Source organism: Paenibacillus sp. P13VS (assembly GCF_015143645.1).
In the GTDB taxonomy this organism is placed as follows: domain Bacteria; phylum Bacillota; class Bacilli; order Paenibacillales; family Paenibacillaceae; genus Paenibacillus; species Paenibacillus xylanilyticus_A.
In genome coordinates this window covers 783,364-804,615 of sequence record NZ_WYEV01000003.1, presented here as the reverse complement: position 1 = coordinate 804,615, position 21,252 = coordinate 783,364, and the positions used below count along the sequence as shown (strand labels likewise).

The 21,252-nt window shown below is 46.1% G+C and carries 14 protein-coding genes; 9 read left to right on the top strand and 5 right to left on the bottom strand.

The genetic code is table 11. The features are described from left to right. The first annotated feature begins 8 nt into the window (after positions 1–8). The 3 genes from GUA98_RS08465 (at position 9) to GUA98_RS08455 (ending at position 8,026) form a co-directional block, all read left to right on the top strand. Positions 9–1,034, top strand: a complete 1,026-nt coding sequence (locus tag GUA98_RS08465; protein ID WP_193722710.1) for a ketopantoate reductase family protein — start codon at positions 9–11, stop codon at positions 1,032–1,034. A 235-nt stretch (positions 1,035–1,269) separates the two neighbouring features. Next, positions 1,270–7,362 (top strand): S-layer homology domain-containing protein, encoded by a 6,093-nt coding sequence (locus GUA98_RS08460; RefSeq protein WP_193722709.1) that lies wholly within the window; start codon positions 1,270–1,272, stop codon positions 7,360–7,362. A 475-nt stretch (positions 7,363–7,837) separates the two neighbouring features. Further along, complete coding sequence (locus GUA98_RS08455; protein ID WP_153978892.1) at positions 7,838–8,026, top strand: hypothetical protein; 189 nt, start codon at positions 7,838–7,840, stop codon at positions 8,024–8,026. A 122-nt stretch (positions 8,027–8,148) separates the two neighbouring features. Here the strand turns inward: GUA98_RS08455 and GUA98_RS08450 are convergent, their stop codons facing one another. Continuing rightward, the gene (locus GUA98_RS08450) at positions 8,149–9,375 is read right to left on the bottom strand and encodes an alkaline phosphatase (protein ID WP_415753011.1); all 1,227 of its coding nucleotides are present in this window, start codon (positions 9,373–9,375) and stop codon (positions 8,149–8,151) included. Here GUA98_RS08450 and GUA98_RS30280 point away from each other — a divergent pair. Next, positions 9,353–9,424 carry a lipoprotein gene (locus GUA98_RS30280; protein WP_353057529.1) on the top strand — a complete coding sequence of 24 codons (72 nt, stop codon included), beginning with the start codon at positions 9,353–9,355 and terminating at the stop codon, positions 9,422–9,424. The genes GUA98_RS08450 and GUA98_RS30280 overlap by 23 nt on opposite strands. A 411-nt stretch (positions 9,425–9,835) precedes the next feature. Beyond that, positions 9,836–10,234: a YkvA family protein gene (locus GUA98_RS08445; RefSeq protein ID WP_193722708.1), complete on the top strand. Its 399-nt coding sequence runs from the start codon at positions 9,836–9,838 to the stop codon at positions 10,232–10,234. Between the two features lie 72 nt (positions 10,235–10,306). Here the strand turns inward: GUA98_RS08445 and GUA98_RS08440 are convergent, their stop codons facing one another. Next, positions 10,307–10,684: a MerR family transcriptional regulator gene (locus GUA98_RS08440; protein WP_095286613.1), complete on the bottom strand. Its 378-nt coding sequence runs from the start codon at positions 10,682–10,684 to the stop codon at positions 10,307–10,309. Between the two features lie 135 nt (positions 10,685–10,819). Here GUA98_RS08440 and GUA98_RS08435 point away from each other — a divergent pair, with 135 nt between their 5' ends. Continuing rightward, positions 10,820–11,791 (top strand): aldo/keto reductase family protein, encoded by a 972-nt coding sequence (locus GUA98_RS08435; protein WP_193722707.1) that lies wholly within the window; start codon positions 10,820–10,822, stop codon positions 11,789–11,791. A gap of 163 nt (positions 11,792–11,954) precedes the next feature. After that, a complete protein-coding gene (locus GUA98_RS08430; RefSeq protein WP_193722706.1) occupies positions 11,955–12,488 on the top strand; it encodes a hypothetical protein in 534 nt (177 codons plus the stop codon). 114 nt (positions 12,489–12,602) lie between these two features. Here GUA98_RS08430 and GUA98_RS08425 read toward each other — a convergent pair whose 3' ends face one another. Continuing rightward, the gene (locus GUA98_RS08425; protein WP_193722705.1) at positions 12,603–13,058 is read right to left on the bottom strand and encodes a hypothetical protein; all 456 of its coding nucleotides are present in this window, start codon (positions 13,056–13,058) and stop codon (positions 12,603–12,605) included. Between the two features lie 575 nt (positions 13,059–13,633). On the opposite strand from GUA98_RS08425, the gene map reads away from it, so the two are divergent. Then, positions 13,634–14,374: a type I methionyl aminopeptidase gene (gene map, locus GUA98_RS08420; RefSeq protein WP_095286620.1), complete on the top strand. Its 741-nt coding sequence runs from the start codon at positions 13,634–13,636 to the stop codon at positions 14,372–14,374. 150 nt (positions 14,375–14,524) lie between these two features. Here map and GUA98_RS08415 read toward each other — a convergent pair whose 3' ends face one another. Together GUA98_RS08415 and GUA98_RS08410 are read right to left on the bottom strand one after the other, a co-directional pair. Further along, entirely contained in the window at positions 14,525–15,742 is a 1,218-nt protein-coding gene (locus GUA98_RS08415; protein WP_153978883.1) for an NAD(P)/FAD-dependent oxidoreductase, read from the bottom strand. A 229-nt stretch (positions 15,743–15,971) separates the two neighbouring features. Continuing rightward, a complete protein-coding gene (locus tag GUA98_RS08410; RefSeq protein ID WP_193722704.1) occupies positions 15,972–19,577 on the bottom strand; it encodes a chitobiase/beta-hexosaminidase C-terminal domain-containing protein in 3,606 nt (1,201 codons plus the stop codon). A gap of 280 nt (positions 19,578–19,857) precedes the next feature. On the opposite strand from GUA98_RS08410, the gene GUA98_RS08405 reads away from it, so the two are divergent. Further along, a complete protein-coding gene (locus GUA98_RS08405; RefSeq protein ID WP_193722703.1) occupies positions 19,858–21,252 on the top strand; it encodes a glycoside hydrolase family 140 protein in 1,395 nt (464 codons plus the stop codon).

The window sequence follows — 21,252 nt, the reverse complement described above, 5'->3', positions numbered from 1 at the left end:
AAATTACAATGAGAATTGCAATACTAGGAGCAGGCTCTTTAGGAACCATCGTAGGAGCATACCTGGCGGATGGCGGCATGGATGTGGAGTTAATTGATGCATATCAGGAGCATGTCGATGCCTTGAATCAAACGGGAGCTAAAGTGGTCGGTACAACGGAGTTTCATGCAAAAGTTAAAGCCATCACTCCTGACCAAAAATCTGGGACATATGATCTTGTGCTGCTATTGACCAAACAATTATCCAACGGTACTATCCTTCGGGAGTTGCTTCCGTTCTTACATGAGGAGAGTATCGTATGTTCCTTGCAGAACGGGATTCCTGAAGAAAACGTGGCTTCTATTGTGGGCGCTGAGCGCGTTATTGCCGGGTCCGTAGAGTTCGGCGCTACGTTCATGGAACCAGGTGTATCAAGCCTCACAACAGAGTACACTCAATTCAAGAAGTATGCATTTCAGATTGGCGAATTAAATGGAAAAACGTCCGATCGCATTCAGCGTGTAAAAACGGTTTTGGATCTGGTAGGTGGAACACACATTTCCGACAACTTAGTGGGGACCAAATGGTCCAAGCTGCTGATCAATAATGCATTCAGTGGTCTGTCTGCGGCATTGAACGGAGAATACGGAGATATTCTGGATGATGAAGTCGGTATTGTAAGTGCCGTTCATATCGCGGACGAAACGATCAAGGTCGGACATGCGAACGGGGTTGAATTTGTCAAAATGAACGGATTCGATATCGCCTCCCTTGAACTCCAAAGTGAACAAGATATTCCTGAACGGATTAAAACGTTACGATATGTGATGGAACCTTCCCGGCTGCTCAAAGCAAGCATGCTTCAAGATCTGGAGAAAAAACGCAAAACCGAGATTGATTACATTAATGGAGTCGTTTCGAGCAAAGCGGAAGGTACAGGAATTGCGACACCGTATAATGACTTGGTTGTGAAGCTGGTCCAAGCTGCTGAAGAGACACAAACGGTTCCTGATTTTCAGACAAACATTGAAGAATTTAAACATCTGGTAGACTGACGTTAATTTTGTTGATATCAATTCCTTGCCTGATAGAGAATAGAATTCCATGAAAAGCCGCGATTTGCGGCTTTTTTTGTTGTGTCTGTTCAACTCTAGTTATTGAGACAGAGTACTATTGTTAACTTTCCATTTACCTAGGGAACGCACTCTCCTAACAAATCCCACTTATGATAAAACAATGTTTGTCAAAGTGGAGCAAGCAAAAATGGAATTAAAGGAGATGCGGGTTAAATTGAACAGAAGAAGGATTCTTCAGCGAAGTGTTGCAATCGCTTTATTAAGCAGTATGATCTTGACAACCGGGATGCCTCTCGCATCACTGTCCGCAGTTCATGCAGAAAGCCTGCCGCAGGAAGACAGCCAGGAACAGACACAAGTTACTCAAGCTGTGAACGTTAAGGTAGGCCACGTCCCGGCGGATTGGATTTACGAAATGCAGGATTACACGGTTACTGCAACGGTATATGGCACCGACCAGTCATGGAACGGGCGTATCTCTTATTCGGTAGACGGCCAAATGTATGCTCCGGTGGAGCTTGTACCCTTAGAGCAGAGTCCCGATACCTATGTGGGGAACATTCCAGGTGAGAATTTGACCGGCAGTGAGTTAAACTATGCCATTGACATCCTGGATGAGAAAGGAAAAATCATTCAATCGACAGGATATTCGACTTCCATTAGGCCATCCATGTCTCTAATGCAGCAGTCCACAGGACCTGATCTGCTGATTACCGAGATGGTACCAGACACGACCAATCTGCCAAACCTCAGTACGGATGCGTATGAGTTTGTTGAGGTGTATAACAACACGGATCATGAGATTAATTTTAAAGACTACACTTTCTTCTACAATAATAAGGATACCTGGAAGACAGAAGAAGATGTGGACATCCTGATTCCTGCTCACAGTCCGGTCGTATTCTGGATTATGAACGGAAGCAATAACGATCTTACGGCTGAGCAATTTAATCAAAATTATGGAACATCTCTGACCGAAGGGGAGCACTTATTCCGTATACAGGGTGGAGCTGGTATGGCGAATGGAAGTGCTAGGTCACTTGTGATCAAAAATCAAGCCAACGAGAGTATCGTTTCAGCAGCTTATGAACCGGCTCAGGTTAAAGCGAATATGGGGATATTCTTCAAACATCCGGCAGCTGGAAGCACCCAGATGAGTGTTGTGGAGAATTCCGGGAAAATCTCAGCCACACCAGGATCCATTGATCCGGCACAGGCTGTTCCGCCAGTTGTGGAAGAAGGGTCCCAGATCGAAATTATGCATACGGCTCCAACTGACGCCTTGGCTATTCAGGATGTTGAGATCAAGGCGCAGATCAAGAATCTGGGTACAAATGCAGATGGAAGCAAGCCTGCGGTGGAGTTATTGTACAAGACGCCTTCCCAGCACAGATACAGTGTTACAGTCATGACGAATATACGTGAAACAAACGAGTATACAGCAACGATTCCCGCGTCGGCACTTACCGAGCCTGAATTGCAATACCGGATACGAGCAGGCAATATGGACAAGCCATATTCGGCACAGGTTCAATGGGATGCATTCGATCCGAACAAAGCACCTACGCTGCTTATCACTGAGCTTGTGCCGAATACAACGAATGTACCGGGTACGTCCTCGGATGCCTATGAGTATATCGAGATCTATAACAATACAGACCAACCGGTTAACTTTAAAAATTACAGCCTGTACTATCGTTATCCTGACAAAGGACCAAGCGCGGATGTGGAATGGGGGGCAGTTCATCCCGATTTTGTTATTCCTGCGCAGCAATCGGTTGTATTTTGGATCAAAAATAGCATGAACACTGCTTATACCGAGGAAGATTTCAACCAATTTTATCAAACCAACCTCATCCCCAATGTTACGCTGCACTCGATCCAGAGTGATGGCATGGCGAATTCCGGCCGCAGAGCGCTCGTGATCAAAACAAATACAGGCAAGGAAATATCCTCTGCCTATTACGATGCTGATCAGACTTATGAAAATGGAACCAAGAGTGATGAAACGAAGGAAGATAAAGCGATCACTTATACCTATCCGAGAAACGGCAGCACAATGATGATCAAGTCAAGTTCCGGCATGGAAACACCATCGCCAGGCAGCATCTTGCCGGAACAAGTTCCTTCCGTGCCCGTCCATATCGAGCTGGATACCGTTCCGCCAACCGTTCAGGATATGACGAAAGCGACCGAAGCGGATCAATCGAAGGGATTAGAGCTGATCGTCGATGCCAAAGATAACCGTGAGATAACATCTGTGGAGGTATTCGTTCGTTCAGATAAACAGGCTGAATTTACGGCACATCGTTTGACGGAAGATTACGATGACCTAATGTACCACTATAACATGTCACCGGCCGATCTCATCGGACGCAAAACGATGGAGTACTATTTCGTTGCTTCGGACGGTACTAACGAAACGAGAACCGAGCCAGCAGTTATATCCGTGACCGGAGGAGTGAGCGATGAACCGCTTCGCCTGAATGTTAAAGATGAGGATATCATTCAAGGTGTCCATACAATTAAAGGAACCTCGCAAACGGAGGGTATGGATGCTCGCCTTACCATCGACGGCAAAGCTTTACCCGAAGGTGAAACCTTCGCTGCGCTTGAACATGATGCATACTTCGTATTCGAGGCAGTTAACGTCGATTATTATTTCAAAAACGCAGTAACGATGGGTCCGTCGGAACTGGGGGACGAATCGATTCTCTATACGTTCATGAACCCAATTACAAGCTATACGACATTATCCTTTCCTATTGATTCGGAACGTTTGCTTCAGGGGGATAATGTGATCTGCATCCGGGCAGGTTCCAAAACCTCGCCGTTTGATCAGCGACCGGAGGAGAACAAAGATGACTTTGAAGTCAAAAACGTTCGCTTGCTTCTGGCTGACGGAACCGAAATATGGGATCCGGCCTACGCTGAAAAAGAAAAACAGATTAAAATGGGCGATTCTGCCGGAAAAAGCGAATCGATCGGCTTCCATTTTGAATTGAAGCCGGAACATCTTACGGCTAAAGCCTATGCATGGGACACCACTCGTATCAGCGATGGAGCACATCAAGTTGCTCTAACCGATGGTCAAGAGCAGTTAACGGCCAAAGTCATGGTGGACAATACACCACCAGTTATCAAGCCAACCGTAGAAGAAGGCAAAACCTATCGTAGTGAATTCATCATCGATGCTGAAATCCAGGATGCGATAGCCGGCGTAGACAAGGTTGATGTGAAGCTGGATGACAAAGTAATTACTCTTCCGTTAAGAACCTCATCGGGAGAGATGCAAGGTGGGAATCATGTCCTGCACATTCAGGCAACGGATAAGGTGGGTAACGTTGCGGAGAGCACGGTAAAGTTTGAAGTGCCCGATGAGAACCCGCTACCACCGGAATTGATGGCGCCTAAGCAAAATCAAACCAATGTTGGTACAGACGCCAACCTGACAGTTAAAGTTCAGGACCCAAGCAAAGACAATATGAATGTGACCTTTTATAAAGGGTATAAATACGATGCAACTCGGGCCGAAGGTTTTGCAGGGTACTTGAATACTTCAGTTACGGAGCCGCCTAGAGAAATGGTTCCTTCCGGAGAAAAAGCCATGAATGCAGAGGATTACCAAAAAATTGCTGCAATCGATGGGACATATCTGGTCAATGATTCGGTTGAGCAGTTTCCTTACCAACGCTTCGAGGTGAAGCTTGATCCAACCGTGAAAAGTACAGATCGTGTTGAAATCGAATGGCAGGGCAAGTCGCTAGAAGGAAGAAAAGTAAGCTTGTATGCCTGGAGCATAAGCGAGCAAAAATGGAATCAACTGGATCAGGTGATTGCCGGTACAGAAGATTTTGAATTAAAGGCTGTGGTACAGGCAGGTGATTATGAAAACAAAGATGTCATCCAGATTATGGTGCAGGACGAACTAGCGGAAACAGCTGCTGCTGCAGGCAATAAGCCCACACCGGAGTCACAGGACCCGTACGACTTTTCATTTGTTTGGATGTCGGATACGCAGTACTATTCCCAGAGTTATCCCCTAATTTATCAAAACATCGTCAACTGGATCGCCGGGCAAAAGGAAGATATGAACATCAAATACGTTATTCATACCGGGGATGTCGTCGACAAAGCAGATCAGGAATACCAATGGATTGAAGCAGACAAAAACATGAAGGTACTTGAGGATGCTTCGATACCTTATGGAGTACTGGCAGGAAATCACGACGTGGGACACCAGGATAACGATTACGCGAAGTTCCAGCAGTACTTTGGAGCCGACCGGTTCATCAATAATCAGGTATTTAGCGGTTCATATGAGAATAACCGTGGACACTATGATTTGGTTTCAGCGAACGGTAATGACTTTGTCATTGTGTATATGGGATGGGGACTTGGTGAGAAAGAGATTGAATGGATGAACGACATCGTTTCCAAGTATCCGGAACGTAAAGCCATTCTCTGTCTGCATGAGTATCTGCTCGTATCCAACAACCGTTCACCGATCGCCGATCAAATTTTTGAGAAGGTTGTAAAACCGAACAAAAACGTGATTGCTGCCCTTTCCGGGCACTATCACGATGCCGAGCTTAAGGTCGATCAGCTGGATGATAACGGAGATGGCATTCCTGACCGTAACGTGTATCAAATGCTGGCAGATTACCAAGGTGCTCCTGAAGGAGGGCTTGGTTATATTCGGCTTATGCAGTTTGACATGGCAAACAACAAGCTCCATATCAAAACGTATTCACCTTATCTGGATGACTACAACTATTACGATCCAGAGACCGAACAAGGCAAAGATGAGTTTAGCCTGGATCTTGGTTTGGCACCAGCAACCAAGCGAGTAGCCACGGATTACATCGGGATTAAAGTTTATACGGATGAGAAGATAGGCTCAAAAACGAACGTAGCGAGTGGACAAGAAGCCTCTGTGGTATGGAAGGGACTCTCTAACGCAAGCTACTATCAATGGTATGCCAAAGCAGAAGATGAGCATAGTGGAAGTGCTCTGTCCGATATTTGGGGATTCTCTACAGGGAGCTCGGCGCCTGGGGGACAGACTCCAGGTACTGGAGGAGGCTCAGGTAGCAGTAATCCGGCAGCTCCTGCAGAAAATAATAGTGTGACGATGCCAGCAGCACCGATCAGCAATGGTCAATTTGTGCTTAATCCAGCTTCGGACGGTACTTATCGTGCTGAAGCAGAAGCGCTGGAGCAAGCTGCCAGTTCAGCGAGTGGAGGGAAAGTAGTTATTACACTTGCTGGCATACAAGAGCAGAACGATAACGGGGAGTTTGATGTATACCTACCTGCCAGTGCGGTGAAAAAAGTGAAAACAGACGGGCTCTCCATAGAGATCTCATCACCTGTATTAAAAGTCACGCTCCCGGCTGGTTCCCTGCCGCAAGAATGGGGAGAGACAGAACAGCTGCTTCTGCGTTTCAGTACTGCGTATAACGAAAGTGCGAAGCAGCTATTGGATAATAGTCTATCGGGATACCAGCATTACTCCCTCACGGAGTTAGTACAATCGCTTCGTATGTTCTTCATCCAGGGAGAGAACGAGACGGAAATTACGAAGTTCGGCAGTCCGGTCGAGGTGGATCGAATCTTGACGGCTGAACAGCAGAAACAGATTCAATCTGAATATGCAGGCGTATATCTGCTTGGGCAAGGAATGGAATATCAAGGTGGTCGCTTCGCAGCTGGAACAGTGACGTTTGAGGCGCAGCAGCCAGGATTGTACGCAATCTTGGAATATCATAAACCATTCAAGGATATGAAAGACTCCTGGGCTGAACGTTATGTCTACTCGTTGGCGGCAAAACATCTGATTCAGGGGATGGACACTGAGAACTACGGTCCTGCCTTGCAGGTAAGCCGAGGCGACTTCATTACCCTGATCATGCGCGCAGCAGGGCTGAATTCTTCGGGGAAAACCGAGGTGTATGCCGATGTACCAGCGAATGCATATTATGCAGCAGCCGTTGCTCAGGCGACCGAACTAGGTATTATACAAGGAAACGGAAATCTCTTCAGGCCGAAGGATTCAATCAGCCGCGAAGAGGCAGCCGTGATGTTGATGAAAGCACAGCAAGTATTGTTTATGGAAAAGCAGGAATCCACGGTAAGAGCAGAATTCTCTGACCAAGGCCAGGTATCTGCTTGGGCTCAAGCTGCTGTAGAGCATGTGAATGCTCATGGACTGATGACAGGCAAAGCGAACCTTCGCTTTGATCCGAAAGGCAAAGTCACACGGGCAGAAATGGCTAAAATAGTGTATATGCTGATTCATGAATAATGATCCTGCCATGCAACTAGCACATGTAATTCACACAGAGGAAGTCGCCTGAATGGCGGCTTTTTTTGTTTTATCGGATCAACTATTTATCCTCACTCGGTCTCTAGTCGGCGAGCTTTAAAATCAAACGAGCGACAGGTGAGCCCAGTTCATCTTCTGTCCATGAATGAGAAGTACACATCCATCTGTAGATCAATGATTTGCCCATGGACTCCCTGCAAATGTTCAATGAGCACCTGGCCTTGTTCGTGGGAAGCTTGAGATAGACAAGAACTCGCGGGAGACGCTGCTTCATGATTTTTTAAATCCTTTTAGATTTAGATTACAAACGCAGTGTTATTGTCAGTTATGGCATGTGTTAATATTGTCCTTATTTGGCTAATACGGTAATATTGAAAGTGCTTGATTTCCTATAATACAGGAAGTTCCATTCATAAGGGTGAGCAAAGTAAATGACTAGGAGGAATCAGTCGATATGGAAGCAGCGGAAAAGAGATGTCATGATTGTGGAGGGAATTCATTTGTACAAGCTTCAGACTTCATCAATCTCCGTCCAGTGGATAAGAAACTGGCGATTGGGTCTGAAAAGGTTTATACCGTTTGTTTGGACTGCGGAGAAGTGGTGTCGATCAAAGTGAAGAACCCGGAAAAGTTAAACCAATAACATCAGCTGCATATTTCTTCTTAGTAACCATTCTTTCACTCAGGTAACTTAGATTAAAACAGAAAAGCCCCTCTCCTTTTCCTGACGGATAAAGAGAAGGGCTGCTGGTGAGAGGCAGATTATTATTTATGCTTCTTCAAGATATCAAAAATGATCTCTGCATTATTCGTATTGTCGATCAGGCCGGAGAATCGATGACTTGCCGGACCGTAAGCGTAGACTGGCACGTCGTCTCCCGTATGTCCGCCTGTCGTCCAGCCAGTGAACGAGCGGTTATCAATAATGGCTTCGATGGCATTGTCGATCGTCGTGACATCTGCGTCTTTAGCTGCATCTTTAACCGATTGAATCTCCTCGGAAGTTAACTCAAGTTTGAGATAGCTCTTCAGTGTTTCTTCCACGGAAGCCCCTTTAGCGATTTGAGCTGCCATGAAGTCAGGAGTGCGTACAGCGGCTTTAATCGGATCTACGAAAAAGTTATATTCTCCGTCTTTCCCGAGCGTAAGTCCACCAGTGGAATGGTCAGCGGTTGCTACCACAAGTGTCTCTCCATCTTCTTTGGCAAAATCAATAGCCGCCTCGAATGCTGCAGCAAAATCCTCCATTTCGCTCATAGCACCAACGATGTCATTATCATGGCCCGCCCAGTCAATCTGGCTTCCTTCAACCATGAGGAAAAATCCATTTTCGTTTGAGCTCAGGCGATCAATGGCTGTAGTTGTCATCTCAGCCAGCGAAGGCGTTTCACTAGTACGGTCAATCAACTTGTCCATTCCTCCGTCAGCAAATAATCCGAGAATCTGTTTATTTGTATCCTTGAGAAGGGCACTGCGATCAGTCACGTAGCTAAAACCGGCTTGTTCAAACTCATGGGTCAAGTCACGATCATCACGTACAAAATTGCTTTTTCCTCCACCTAAAAGTACATCAACTTTGTGCTCGCCATTAATCAATTCATCATAATAATCATCTGCGATGGCATCCATGTTCTTCCTGCTTATGTCATGAGCGCCGAAGGCAGCAGGTGTTGCATGAGTGATCTCTGAGGTAGCTACAAGTCCGGTGGACTTTCCATTTTCCTTGGCTTGCTCCAGTACCGTTTTCACTTCAGTATGGTCATTATCGACAGCAATAGCTGCATTATACGTTTTCACACCAGCAGACATTGCGGTCGCCGCGGAAGCCGAATCCGTTACGTTTTGTGTGTCGTCGTCTGGATAGGTCATTTGAGCGCCCACAAGATAAGGATCAAATACCGTTTTCTCCATGATCTTAGTCGAAGGGTCATCCTTCATATAACGGTAAGCGGAAGTATAAGCCGTTCCCATGCCATCACCGATGAGGAAGATGATATTCTTGATTTTTTTTGTCTCTACACTAACGGCTTGTACCGCGTGAGCTTGACCGGCAGACAAGACGGTAGAAGCGGCAAAGACCAGGCTGAGTGCAGCTGCAGGAAGTACTTTTTTGGATAATTTCACGATAATTCCTCCTTTTATTATTAAACATGAACATATGTAGCTTTATTCATTTGTCCTTCAATATGAAGATTATCATTCGACTGTAAAAGAAGTCCCAGTCCTCTGTATTCGTTGTGTAAAATAATTTACAAAAAAGAGGACCTGCATGTGCAGATCCCCAATATATCCTAGTATAAAAACGTTATTCTAAAAACAGAGGATGGAAGGAAGCTCTGCGGAGAAATGTTGCGAGGGTTTCATGCGTGAAGTATACTCATAATTTGCTATCAAACCGGGGGTGAATGGTTTATGATCAATTCATTACGATGACAAACGGCGAGGGCAGAAGATGAAACAAATAAAATGGATCAATAAAGTAAAAGCCATGGCAAGGGAGATCAAACGAAATGTATTCGTCTTGTACCTGGCGTACAAGGATCCTCGGGTATCTTGGTATGCAAAATTATTTGCGGTCGGCGTAGTAGCTTATGCCTTCAGTCCAATAGACCTGATCCCTGATTTTATACCTGTACTTGGGTATCTTGATGACCTGATTATAATGCCGCTCGGCATTACAATGGCACTGAAGCTGATTCCTCAAGAAGTCATCCGGGATTGTAGGGATAAAGCGGAGGAGATCCGAAAGAAAGGTAAACCCACGAATTGGATTACAGGAGGATTGTTTATCCTTGTGTGGATCGTCTTTGCCGTCTGGATTGGTTCGATCTGCTATAAATTTTTCACCTAAATGAAGAGGCCCACCTGAACCAGCAGATTCAGATGGGCCTCTTTTTTTATAAAATATGAAGCAATCGATATGCTATTTGGAGTCGATGTGAAAGATGCCAATTTCATTATAATGCTCCAGCTTATAGTCAATGGTACCAAGACTGCAGTTCAGCACATCCAGTTGTTTCAGTATATTTTGTCGATGCTGCTCCAGCATAACCTTTCGCTGTTCACTCGTGGAAGAACCCTCCAGGCATAACAGCATAAATGCTTTGATATCCTCAAGGGACATGCCGCTGTCCTTCAGGCAGCGGACTAACTCCAGCCAGCAGATATCCATTTCGGAATATTGGCGGGTGCCGTATTCTGTCTTTTTCAACAAAGGCATTAAACCTGCCCTGTCATAGAAGCGTAACGTGGAAGGCGGTAATTGGGTGCGTTCCGCGACTTGTTTAATCGTAAATTCCAAACAAATCTTCCTTTCAAAAAAATCGATTGAATGGCTTGACTTAAACCTAAGTTTAACCACTATCCTAAGATTGTTCAATAGAGCGTTTTCAGGAGATAAGCTCTCATTTTAACATTCAATGAAGGAGTGATTGGGTTGAAGTACAGAAGACTGGGCAGAAGCGGATTGAAAGTGAGCGAAATCGGATTGGGGAGCTGGCTGACCTACGGATCGGCTACATCGGAGGAAGCTGCACGTGCCTGCATGCATCAGGCATATGAACTGGGCATTAACTTTTTCGATACATCCAATTCCTATCCCGGTGCGGAGCAGGTAATGGGCAGTACATTGAAACAGTATCCACGCAGCAGTTACGTACTGGCTACAAAGCTCTTTTTCCCACAAGGACCGGGTCCAAACGATCGTGGATTGTCCCGCAAACATATTATGGAGCAGTGCGAAGCGAGCTTAAAGCGATTAGGTACCGATTATATTGATTTGTATCAATGCCACCGCTTTGATTCCGAAACACCCATTGATGAAACGCTGAGAGCTTTAGATGACTTGCAGGCACAGGGCAAAATATTGTATGCGGGTGTCAGCGAATGGACCGCAGCACAGATTGCGGAAACCTCCGGGATCGGCAAACGCCTGAATCTGCGTCCAATCATATCCAATCAGCCGATTTACAACATGTTTGAACGTTATATCGAGAGAGAAGGTATTATTGAACAATGTGAGCAGGAAGGACTGGGACTTATCGTATTTTCTCCATTAGCACAAGGTGTGTTGACGGGCAAATACAAACCTGGACAGCAGATTCCACAAGGAACAAGGGCTTCCAATGATCAGACCAATGGAGTTATCAACAGTTACTTACGTGAAGATGTGCTACAATGTACTTCACAGCTGTCGGAACTGGCCAATGAGCTTGGGGCAACGTTATCCCAGTTTGCTCTGGCATGGATTCTGCGTCAGTCTGCTGTAAGTTCGGCCATCATCGGCTCCAGTAGACCGACACAAATAGAAGAGAACATCAAATCAACCGAACTGGAACTACCTTCTGAGATCATCGAACGAACGGAGAAGATTCTATCGACCATCAGCCATTTTGCACCTCTGAGATAGATAGTGAGAAATCGGTTATAAGTGGCAGACAACGTAGAAGATGGAGAACTGAATAACAAACGTATGGGGGCTTGAGAATACCTTACATATGCCCCATTCGCACAGGCAAGCCGTCCATTTATTGCGTAAACTACAGGAGATTCAGTAGAGCGAGGTGAATTCTATGGCTAAAATCAACGATATACGCCTAAAGGCAAAGCGATATAAAGCCAAACCCGTCTGCGTGACTCTTCATAATGGTGAAACATACATTGGTTATATCGCTGAAGTGAATAACGGTGGAATGGTGCTAACTGGTGGAGGAACCGCTTTGAGCACACCGACATCAGGAGACAGTTCCCATCGTTCCAACCGGAACCGAAAGGCTGTTTCAGGCAGTAAGGTGGTCTCCTCTCACAAAAGAAAACAGGGCAAAGGCACACGTAAGCCGTCTACACGTTCGCGCCAAATGTCGCAAGCGCAGGTTTCGTCCTTTCTACCCATGATGGGTTCCTTGTTTGGCGGGCTCGGTGGCGGGGCTGCAGCTGGTGGTGTTGGAGGGCTACTTGGCGGAGGAATGCGATTATTCGGCATGATCCAGCAATTCGTGCCCGTCGTAAAAATGGGCTACGGTATGATTAAGTCCATCAAGCCGTTCATGGGCGCTGTCCAGGGTCTTATGGCCGGGCCTAATCAAGCTGAACAGGAAGAAGCATAATATACTCAAAGCCCCTTTGACAGATGTAAGGGGCTTTTCCTTTTGGACATAGAGGATTGGTGTTCCGGGTGAACAGAAATCAGAAATGGAGAAGGCGGACATGTAGATCCCTTCCTATCGTTCTGACTGTATGAACTGCTTCCTGAAAAGAAGCCAGTAACCGTATGCTAAAACTAAAGGCAGAAGGTAGGAAAGGGAGGTCCAGTAGATGTTCCATCCATTGAAGTACACGACTCTGCCCATTTCTTTGGCCAGCCACTCAATGAGGGTAAGCACTACGGATGTAGTGACTATGGCGAGCCAGGGTTTTGCGCCTTTTTTGATAATGGCATACATCATAAGACATCCTGAGATAGGGTAGATGCCCAGATCCATTGGAAGAGCGGTATAGGACTGATTATTGGAGTTAGGGAGTATGTTCCAGAAAAAGTTGAAACCCACTCCGTTGATGCAAGCAGAGGCTGCTATGCCCAATGGATAAAAAATGAAAAGAATTTTGGGCTGTCTTCGTAAAATCCAACCACCAATGAGAACAGGGATCACAAAACCCCAAATAATATTTTCCAACATGTTGATCACTCCTCAGGTTCAACGACCATTAGCACAAAGTCAGTTTAACCATTAGTCCCTATTATTTTTATCCTCAAGTAGGGTATTGAGCTTCTGGTTTACTGTTTTTAATTGATTATCATAATGCTTATATGTAACAAACCCGATTAAAGCTTTAACAGCAAAAAATAAGATTGCCGCAATAACAATCAGTACGTAATTATGTGCGATCTGCCTGAGCCATTCATTGATCCCATTCAATCTCGGATACCCTTCTCTCTGGAAAGTACTTAGTTTTCTATTTATAGGATGAACCAATTTGCAGAAATTATGTTGTTTAGGCATTAAATTTCGTATTGACAGGATAGTTAATATCGCTTCTTTGCGTTATTATAAATAAATGTGGTCACAAATAGCCGAGTGTTCCACTTCTGAACACCGATGATTTTGGAGAGATTATAATGAGGCGGCACATCCAACAATCGGTCAGGTTAGTTTAGTTAAAGGTATGGTTACTCATTTACATGGTCTGAGTTATTCGTGAGAATAGCATGAATGAAGTGCACCGATGATAAAAGATAGTGAGGTAGAAAAAAATGATTGCAAAGACAGAAGAAGACTTTAATGGTTTGAAGGAAATCGGTAAGATCGTAGCCGCCATTCGGGATGAATTGGTGCAGCGGACAGTTCCGGGTATAACGACGAAAGAACTTGATGACATAGCCGGAGAGCTGTTTGCCAAAGAAGGGGCCGTGTCAGCTCCAAAAAGTGAATATGATTTTCCGGGGTACACTTGTATCAGTGTTAATGATGAAGTAGCGCATGGTATTCCTGGGCAGCGCGTTATTCAGGAAGGTGACATCGTAAACATAGATGTATCCGGCTCCAAGAACAGCTATTTTGCAGATACGGGAATCTCCTTTGTAGTTGGCGAGGGTGAAGAAGTATTAACCAAAATATGCGACGTTGCAAAAAAAGCATTTGAAGCAGGGCTTAAAAAAGCAAAACCCGGCTCCAAAAAAAGCGGTATCGGAAAAGCGGTGTTTCAAACTGCCAAGCAGCATGAATTAACGGTTATCAAAAATCTTACAGGACATGGTATTGGACGTACAATTCATGAAGCACCCGATCATATTTATAATTACAACGATACATCGGATGACGAATTGCTGAAGGATGGAATGGTTATTGCGTTTGAACCGTTTATTTCAACTTCTGAAGAAGAAGTATTCCAAAAAAATGACGGATGGACCTTTGCTACCAAAAACAGCTATGTGGCTCAAATCGAACATACGATTATCCTGACCAAAAATGGTCCAATTATTATTACGGAGTAACGGGAACAAGAGCGTTGTTGAAGGTCGATTTCCATTGTGAAATCGGCTTTTTTTGTGTCTCAGGTTCTTGTTCCAGGCGAACGAGAACCTGAGCATGTACTTTAAGGTTTATACCCATCCATTTGCCGTGAAGTTCGTTTTTATCTTGGATTATCTGGAGTTAAGCGGTCTGGTTTGCAGGTAGATATCGAGATCCGAACTCGACCCATTAAGAATCTGATCCGAAACAATTTTGGCCAGGACACCGTTATACACCGTTCCGTTATCTCCGTATGCCATCAAAATATAACAGTGGGGATATGTCTCGTATTGGCCGAGGACAGGCAATCCGTCATGCGTGCCTCCGTAGAAGGCGCCCAGGTAGTATTCAGGCTCGGCCGGAATGTCAGGAAATAGCTTGTTAAACTCTTGAATGAGCTTGTCCTTGCTCGCCAGAATTTTGGAATCACGGGTTGAAGCGAAGGAAGTATCCTTATCCATTCCGCCGATAATAACCCGATTGTCCGGGGTTGTACGCATATACACATATGGGCGTGCAGTTTCCCAGATCAATGTTCGTTTGTGCCAGCTTGAAAAGTCGTTAATCGGCTTCGTAATGACGGCATAGGAGCTTGCCAGCGTAGCATTCTTTTCGGATTTAAAATCACTATCTTCATACCCGGCTGCAATAATTACATGTTTGGCTCGGATTTCGCGACGTTCCTTGGTGTAGAAGACGGCATAATCCTGTTCGAATCGTCTGCCTGTTATCTCCGTGTTCTCATAGATCTTTCCTCCCTGAGCTTTTGCTTTCTCAAGAAGTCCATATACGAATTTTAAGGGGTTCATTTCTGCATCGTCATGATAGTACAGTGCTGCCTTTTTCCGGAATGGGTACGAGCCGGATATGTGCTCTTCATTCCACAGATCTACCTTGAATCCGTACTTCTGTAGAAGGGCATATTCTTCATTCAAAGCGGAAACATCCTCTTCATAGCTTGCGTAATAGAGGCTATCACGTCTTATAAAATCAGGATTGATGGGTAATTGTCCGCTTACTTGCTCAATATGATTAATAGATTGCTCGCACAGCTTTAGGTGACGAGCAGCTATTTCTTCACCAAACGAGTGGCTGAGCGATACAAAACTCTTCTCACCTGCATACTGAATCAAGGCCGTGTTGGTGCTGGTACTGCCTTCTCCAACTTTTCTCTTGTCGACAATAACGACAGATACACCCTGGTCACATAGGAAATTTGCACACTGAGCTCCGGAGCTGCCAGCGCCGATAATGAGCACATCACAGGATATGTCCTCCTCCAACTTAGGGTAAGAGGGGGGGTTAGCTATTGTTGTCGGCCAATATAACTTACCGCTCTGCAGATCCATTCGAGTCTCTCCCTTATATATATTCGGTACGTAGTATGGGCAACTCACTGGAACTCGATGCAGGATTCAGACCAATAAACAGCGATTCCTGTATTTCATCGAAAATAAGATCGGAAATGATGAAGAGAGGACAGGCTTTTTTGCCTATCCTCTCTTCATATAGTTATAGATTATTGGGCAGTCACTTTTTTATAGGATCATACAGGTACGTTTCTGCTTGATTTACCTTTTATGGATTCGGTGTAATCACGATATCATCGATAAATCCCGTATTGTCGCCGGTACCTGAAGTTCCCACAAACCGGATTTGGTGTTTCCCCGGCTTCGTGATTTGGAAGGGATTGCTGGTGTAAGCAGTGTAAGATCCGCTTCCAGGTGTAAAGGAACCGATCGACTGATCATCCAAATAGACATCAAAGGACTGTTGTCCACCAAAGCTGGTCCGCTTGGCTGCCTGAAACTGAATGACATAGCTGCCCGCAGGGAAGATCAGGGATTGGCTGAATTCACCCTGCTTACCATTTAGGGTTTGCAAATACGCAGCCTGCGTGCCTTCGGGTGCATCAGAGGCGCCAAACACGCTGCCATTGCGAATTCTGCCCGCGTTATTCTTGAAGCTCCAGGCCTCGCCGCTGCCCACAGCTACACCATTCTGAGATGTGATAGCCGGATGTTCGAAGCCATTATTTTGCAAAACAGCCTGATCCGGTACATCAACTTCCTCCACGGTGATCTGATCGATAAAGGTTGCATGGGTGCCTGTTCCCGTTGCAGTAAGGGTGATCGTATGCGAGCCATCGGCAACGGTAAACCAATCCGTCGTGAAGGATTGGTATGTACTGCTGGATGGGGTAATGGTACCAACTGTCTGACCGCCCACTTGAATTTGCACGGGCTGAGGTTGCTCAGCAGTCTGTGCAGCTGCTTTCAGGTTTAAGACGTAACTTCCTGCCGGGAACGTTACGGACTGATGAATTGAACCTTGAACACCATTCTGGCTTCGAACAAAAGCAGCCTGCAGCCCGGTGGGTGCATTCATGGAGGTCATGCTGCTGCCATTGCGCAGGATACCGGACTGATCATTAAAACTCCAATCCGCAGTAATCCCGCTCAACACACCTGTCGGATGAGTAACCACAGGTGACTCAAAGCTTGAATTACTGATATAGGGGTCCTCAGGGGTTAGTGGCAGTGTAATTCTAACGTCATCGATAAAGGCGGTGTTGTCCCCTTGAGTCGTAGTCGCCACAAATTGGATTGTATGTTTTCCACCCGTTGTCTCGAAGGCATCTGTTCTGAACGTTTCGAAGCTGCCGGACTCGGGCTGATATGAACCTATCACCTGATCATCAAAATAAACATCAAAGGATTGGGTCCCCCCAAAGCTGGTCCGTTTAGCCGCCTCAAATGACATTTGATATGTTCCTGGCTTGAAATGGATGGATTGACTTAGCGTGCCCGATACACCGCCATCCGTTTTCAGATAGCCTGTTTGTACCCCTTGAGGCGCGGCAGGGGCCTGAAATGGACCATTATTGTGCTGCACACCGGAGCGGCTGTCGAACACCCATCCGTTGGTCAAGGGACCCGGCCGGGCTGAAGTGGTACCAGGTTTCTCAAAGCCAGCATTGAAGAAAGTAACCACGGGAAGTTCATCCGGAATTTCAGGGTTTACATAGCAGCGTTTGTTTACACCTGGAATGGGATCACCCAGAATGGCGCTTGTGCAGGCAACACCATCTTCCTGAATGGAATAATTAAATAACCCATCTGCGCCGTAGGAAACAACGGCTTTTCCCTGAAAATAACAATCACCGCCATTTTCAACCATGCAGAGTTTGTACCCGTCTGGTGAACTGCTGATCTGTCCGATTTGATACAGGGAGGATACGGTGCCCGAAGGCTGCATCCCCGTTTTGAACGCTTTGGCCTTGTAGAGTGCGAGTGAACCTTCGTTCAGAATAATGGGTCTCACGTAAAGGAACGACTGAGCTGTAGGTTCGCTGCCGTCGGTTGTATAACGGATTTGAGCTCCGCTCGTCGCTGTCTCCAGATAGAGCACTTCGGAGCTCGGGAACACGTGACGGTCTAGGCTAAAGGTTGGAACTTCAACTTTGCCGGCCAGTGACGAAGGCAGGACGCGTACGAGAACGACACCATATGCCGACGGATCGGCTGTACTCGTTGCGCGAACTGCAATTAACGTTTCGTCTGTCACTTGAGGTGCTTGATATAGGCCGCTAGTACTGTTAATGGTGCCATTGTCTTGTCCAACGACGCTCCAAGTCACACTTCCGATGTTATCAATGACCTCTGCTCCAAGCGTGATGGAATCCCCCGAGCGGACGGTAGGATTTACGTTATCCAGCTTGACTTGCGTCTCTGCAGGCTGGGTCGTATAAATGATAACATTGTAATCATCGCTCACATTGCTATCTCTTAACATAGCTCCCCCAGGAAAAGTTGCTGTTACAGGAGGAAGGATCGCATTAGGTTCTTGAAGGATATCGTTTTTGTATACCATTTTACGGATCGTGTTGTTTACCGCAGTACTGCCAAAATCCAGGGTAATTTCTTTTTCCGTACCTGCTTTTGCTTCGACAAGTATGGTATAATGGCCATCGTTGTCTCTGAATGCTGCTGCGCGAACGTCGGTTGAGCCGTTCGTATCTACAGCCAAAACCTCACTGTGCTCAGGAATATAGCGGTTCAGCATGCCAGCGATGTAAAATGTTTTGCGAGGGTTCAGCCCCAGGGGCAATGCATCCCACATCGTATACGTACCGTTCGTTCCACCTGTAGGATCGTTGGTCCATACCCCATTTAACTGCCACATCAGAGCTGATTTCACACCCATATTGGCTGTCTGAATCACTGAATTTGCATATCCGGCATCCCAGTTGCTGGCGTTGTCGTCTGCCCAGCCAAATTCGGTTAAATGGAGCGGTTTATCCCCCACGTATTCTTTCCGCTGCGCGAAGGCGCTGCCCAGTCCATCGTAGGATTCTCCATAAACGTGAAAGCTGTATCCATCAATGGCGTCATCCGCATGCTCTTTCATGTACTCAATCCAGGCAGGAGCGCCTGTCTCTTCGGGCCCCCAGATTTCGATCAGATCGCGGAGTCCGTCCGCAGTCAGTCTGGCACTTGTTTTATTGACCATCTCGGCGTAATAGGCTTTCTGATCACCGGGAGCTTCAAAGTCCCAACTTCCGTTAGGCTCATTATAAAACGTCAGGTACTTCACATTGTCATATCCTCGGTTCTGAATCAATTCCTCAAGCAGGGCGGATGCGGAAGCCGCATAAGCATCCAGATCAGCCGGTGCACTTGTCCACGGATCAATTCCCGGTATCGGGAACCAATCGTGTACGGTCGATCCGACTTTCCAGCCGAAGTTCAATTCGACTTCCGTTCCAGCGGTTTTAAAGGCGTCGAGATATTTATAAAAAGCTTTCATTTTGGCACTGTCCCATGTGTACGTACCTTTCGTAGGCTCCATCCAGTCGATCTGGAACCATACTCTGGCAACCTTGGGTTCAATGGTCTGTATTCGCTTTTTATCCACCTCCCAGTGGGCTTCCGTATACCCATATTGAGTCTGGCCGGGCATGAGTGCTGTTGGAATGGTATTGACTCCAACTCCGAGAAAATCATCCTGAATGACATCATTCGTATCAATTGTTATGGTATGACTGGTAGTGGTGCTGTTCTCATTCTGGCTCTGAACTGCTGCATATGCTTGGGGAGAAACGGGAATTAACGAAGTGAGCATCGTGGTAATGAGGAGCGAAATCCCCCACCTTGAGGTTCGATAACCAGATTTACTTTTCATCTCAGCTCTCCTTTATTGTGGTATACCGCAAGATCGAATGTAGAAGCCAGGATCTCATGTAGACCTTCAGTACGCCAATCTGCTTGCGGCAATTAAAATGATAGCGTTTTCAATAAAATGCGGATTTGAATTATCCACTGAAACGGTTGAAAAAAAGTCGCTCAGGTTGAACAAAACAAAGCACAGTTGAACGATTTTGCTCGGAAACGGCCTTTACGAAACGAAATATGCATTCTATGCTCTTGATAAGAGAACAAACGTCAGGAAGGTGACACATGCTATGAATACGTCAAACAGTGAAGCGAACAGCGAACGATTCAATCCATTAAACTTGGAAAATAAAAATCGTACCCTAGCTGCCCTTCGGGTTGCTGCGAACGGTCGTTATCTGGAGACATCACAGGGTGTTCCTTTTTTCTGGCTGGGAGACACGGCTTGGGAATTGCTTCATCGCCTGAATCAGGAAGAGAGTGAGCTGTATTTACGTACAAGGGCAGCACAGGGCTTCACCGTCATTCAGACCGTGCTGCTTGCAGAGTTTAGTGGTGTCACAACGGAAAACGCACAGGGCAGACTGCCCTTGTATATGAGTGGAATAGGTGAACCTGATCCAACCCGACCGGATACCGAGGGAACTTACTCCTATTGGGCTCATGTGGATTACATACTTGACCTTGCAGATAGCCTTGGACTCTATGTGGCACTGCTGCCGACTTGGGGTGACAAGTTTAATAAGAAGTGGGGGAAAGGTCCGGAGATATTCACACCTGAAACTGCGTTTATTTACGGGAAATGGCTAGGAGAGAGATATGCTGATTACCCTCAGATCGTTTGGGTGCTGGGAGGGGACCGTCCACTGGAAACGAAACGTCATTTTGAAATTGTCACGTCCATGGCACAAGGGCTCAAACAAGGTGGTGCATGGCAACTTATGACCTTCCATCCGCCCGGTTGTGATTCATCTTCCCGCCAGCTTCATGATGAGTCCTGGCTGGATTTTAATATGATTCAGTCTGGACATGGAGAGCGAGAGATTACCAACAACAGGCGTGTACAACAAGATTATGAACGTGTGCCCGTGAAACCGACGCTGGATGCGGAGCCATGCTACGAGGATATTCCCGTCGGGTTCAGGGGTGAACAAGGCTATTTCGATGCAGCCGATGTGAGAAGAGCTGCATATTATGCGTTATTCTCAGGCGCGCTGGGTCACACATATGGTCATCATTCGATATGGTCTATGTATCAGGGAACGGATGATCTGGCTGAATCAAACAGCATGGGCGATTATTTCATCATATCCTGGCGTGAAGCACTGCATCGTCCAGGAGCGGAACAGATGCGTCATGCTCGTACTCTGCTTGAAGAAGAGATCGGTCCGGATTGGAGACCCAATTCACAACTGATTCACCTCAACCGTACAGGTGCCAATTACGCTGTTGCTGCACAGAATAAATATAACGCTTACATATATCTGCCCAGTGGCTTGTATGTTGACGTGGTCATGGGGTATATTGAGGGCAAACAAGTCAAAGCCATGTGGTTTTGCCCCAGAACAGGAGGCACGACCGAAGTTTCTACAGATTCTACAATACCGAACCAAGGCATTAAACGTTTCACAGCCCCAACCAGCGGAAGAGGGAACGACTGGATTTTGATTTTGAAAGGGGTTTGA

What these genes read in the sequence shown, in the direction of transcription:
- GUA98_RS08465 (WP_193722710.1), top strand. Translation starts at nt 9, where the DNA reads ATGAGAATTGCAATACTAGGAGCAGGCTCTTTAGGAACCATCGTAGGA.
- GUA98_RS08455 (WP_153978892.1), top strand. Translation starts at nt 7,838, where the DNA reads ATGGAAGCAGCGGAAAAGAGATGTCATGATTGTGGAGGGAATTCATTT.
- GUA98_RS08445 (WP_193722708.1), top strand. Translation starts at nt 9,836, where the DNA reads ATGAAACAAATAAAATGGATCAATAAAGTAAAAGCCATGGCAAGGGAG.
- GUA98_RS08430 (WP_193722706.1), top strand. Translation starts at nt 11,955, where the DNA reads ATGGCTAAAATCAACGATATACGCCTAAAGGCAAAGCGATATAAAGCC.
- GUA98_RS08425 (WP_193722705.1), bottom strand. Translation starts at nt 13,058, where the DNA reads ATGTTGGAAAATATTATTTGGGGTTTTGTGATCCCTGTTCTCATTGGT.
- map (WP_095286620.1), top strand. Translation starts at nt 13,634, where the DNA reads ATGATTGCAAAGACAGAAGAAGACTTTAATGGTTTGAAGGAAATCGGT.
- GUA98_RS08415 (WP_153978883.1), bottom strand. Translation starts at nt 15,742, where the DNA reads ATGGATCTGCAGAGCGGTAAGTTATATTGGCCGACAACAATAGCTAAC.
- GUA98_RS08410 (WP_193722704.1), bottom strand. Translation starts at nt 19,577, where the DNA reads ATGAAAAGTAAATCTGGTTATCGAACCTCAAGGTGGGGGATTTCGCTC.
- GUA98_RS08405 (WP_193722703.1), top strand. Translation starts at nt 19,858, where the DNA reads ATGAATACGTCAAACAGTGAAGCGAACAGCGAACGATTCAATCCATTA.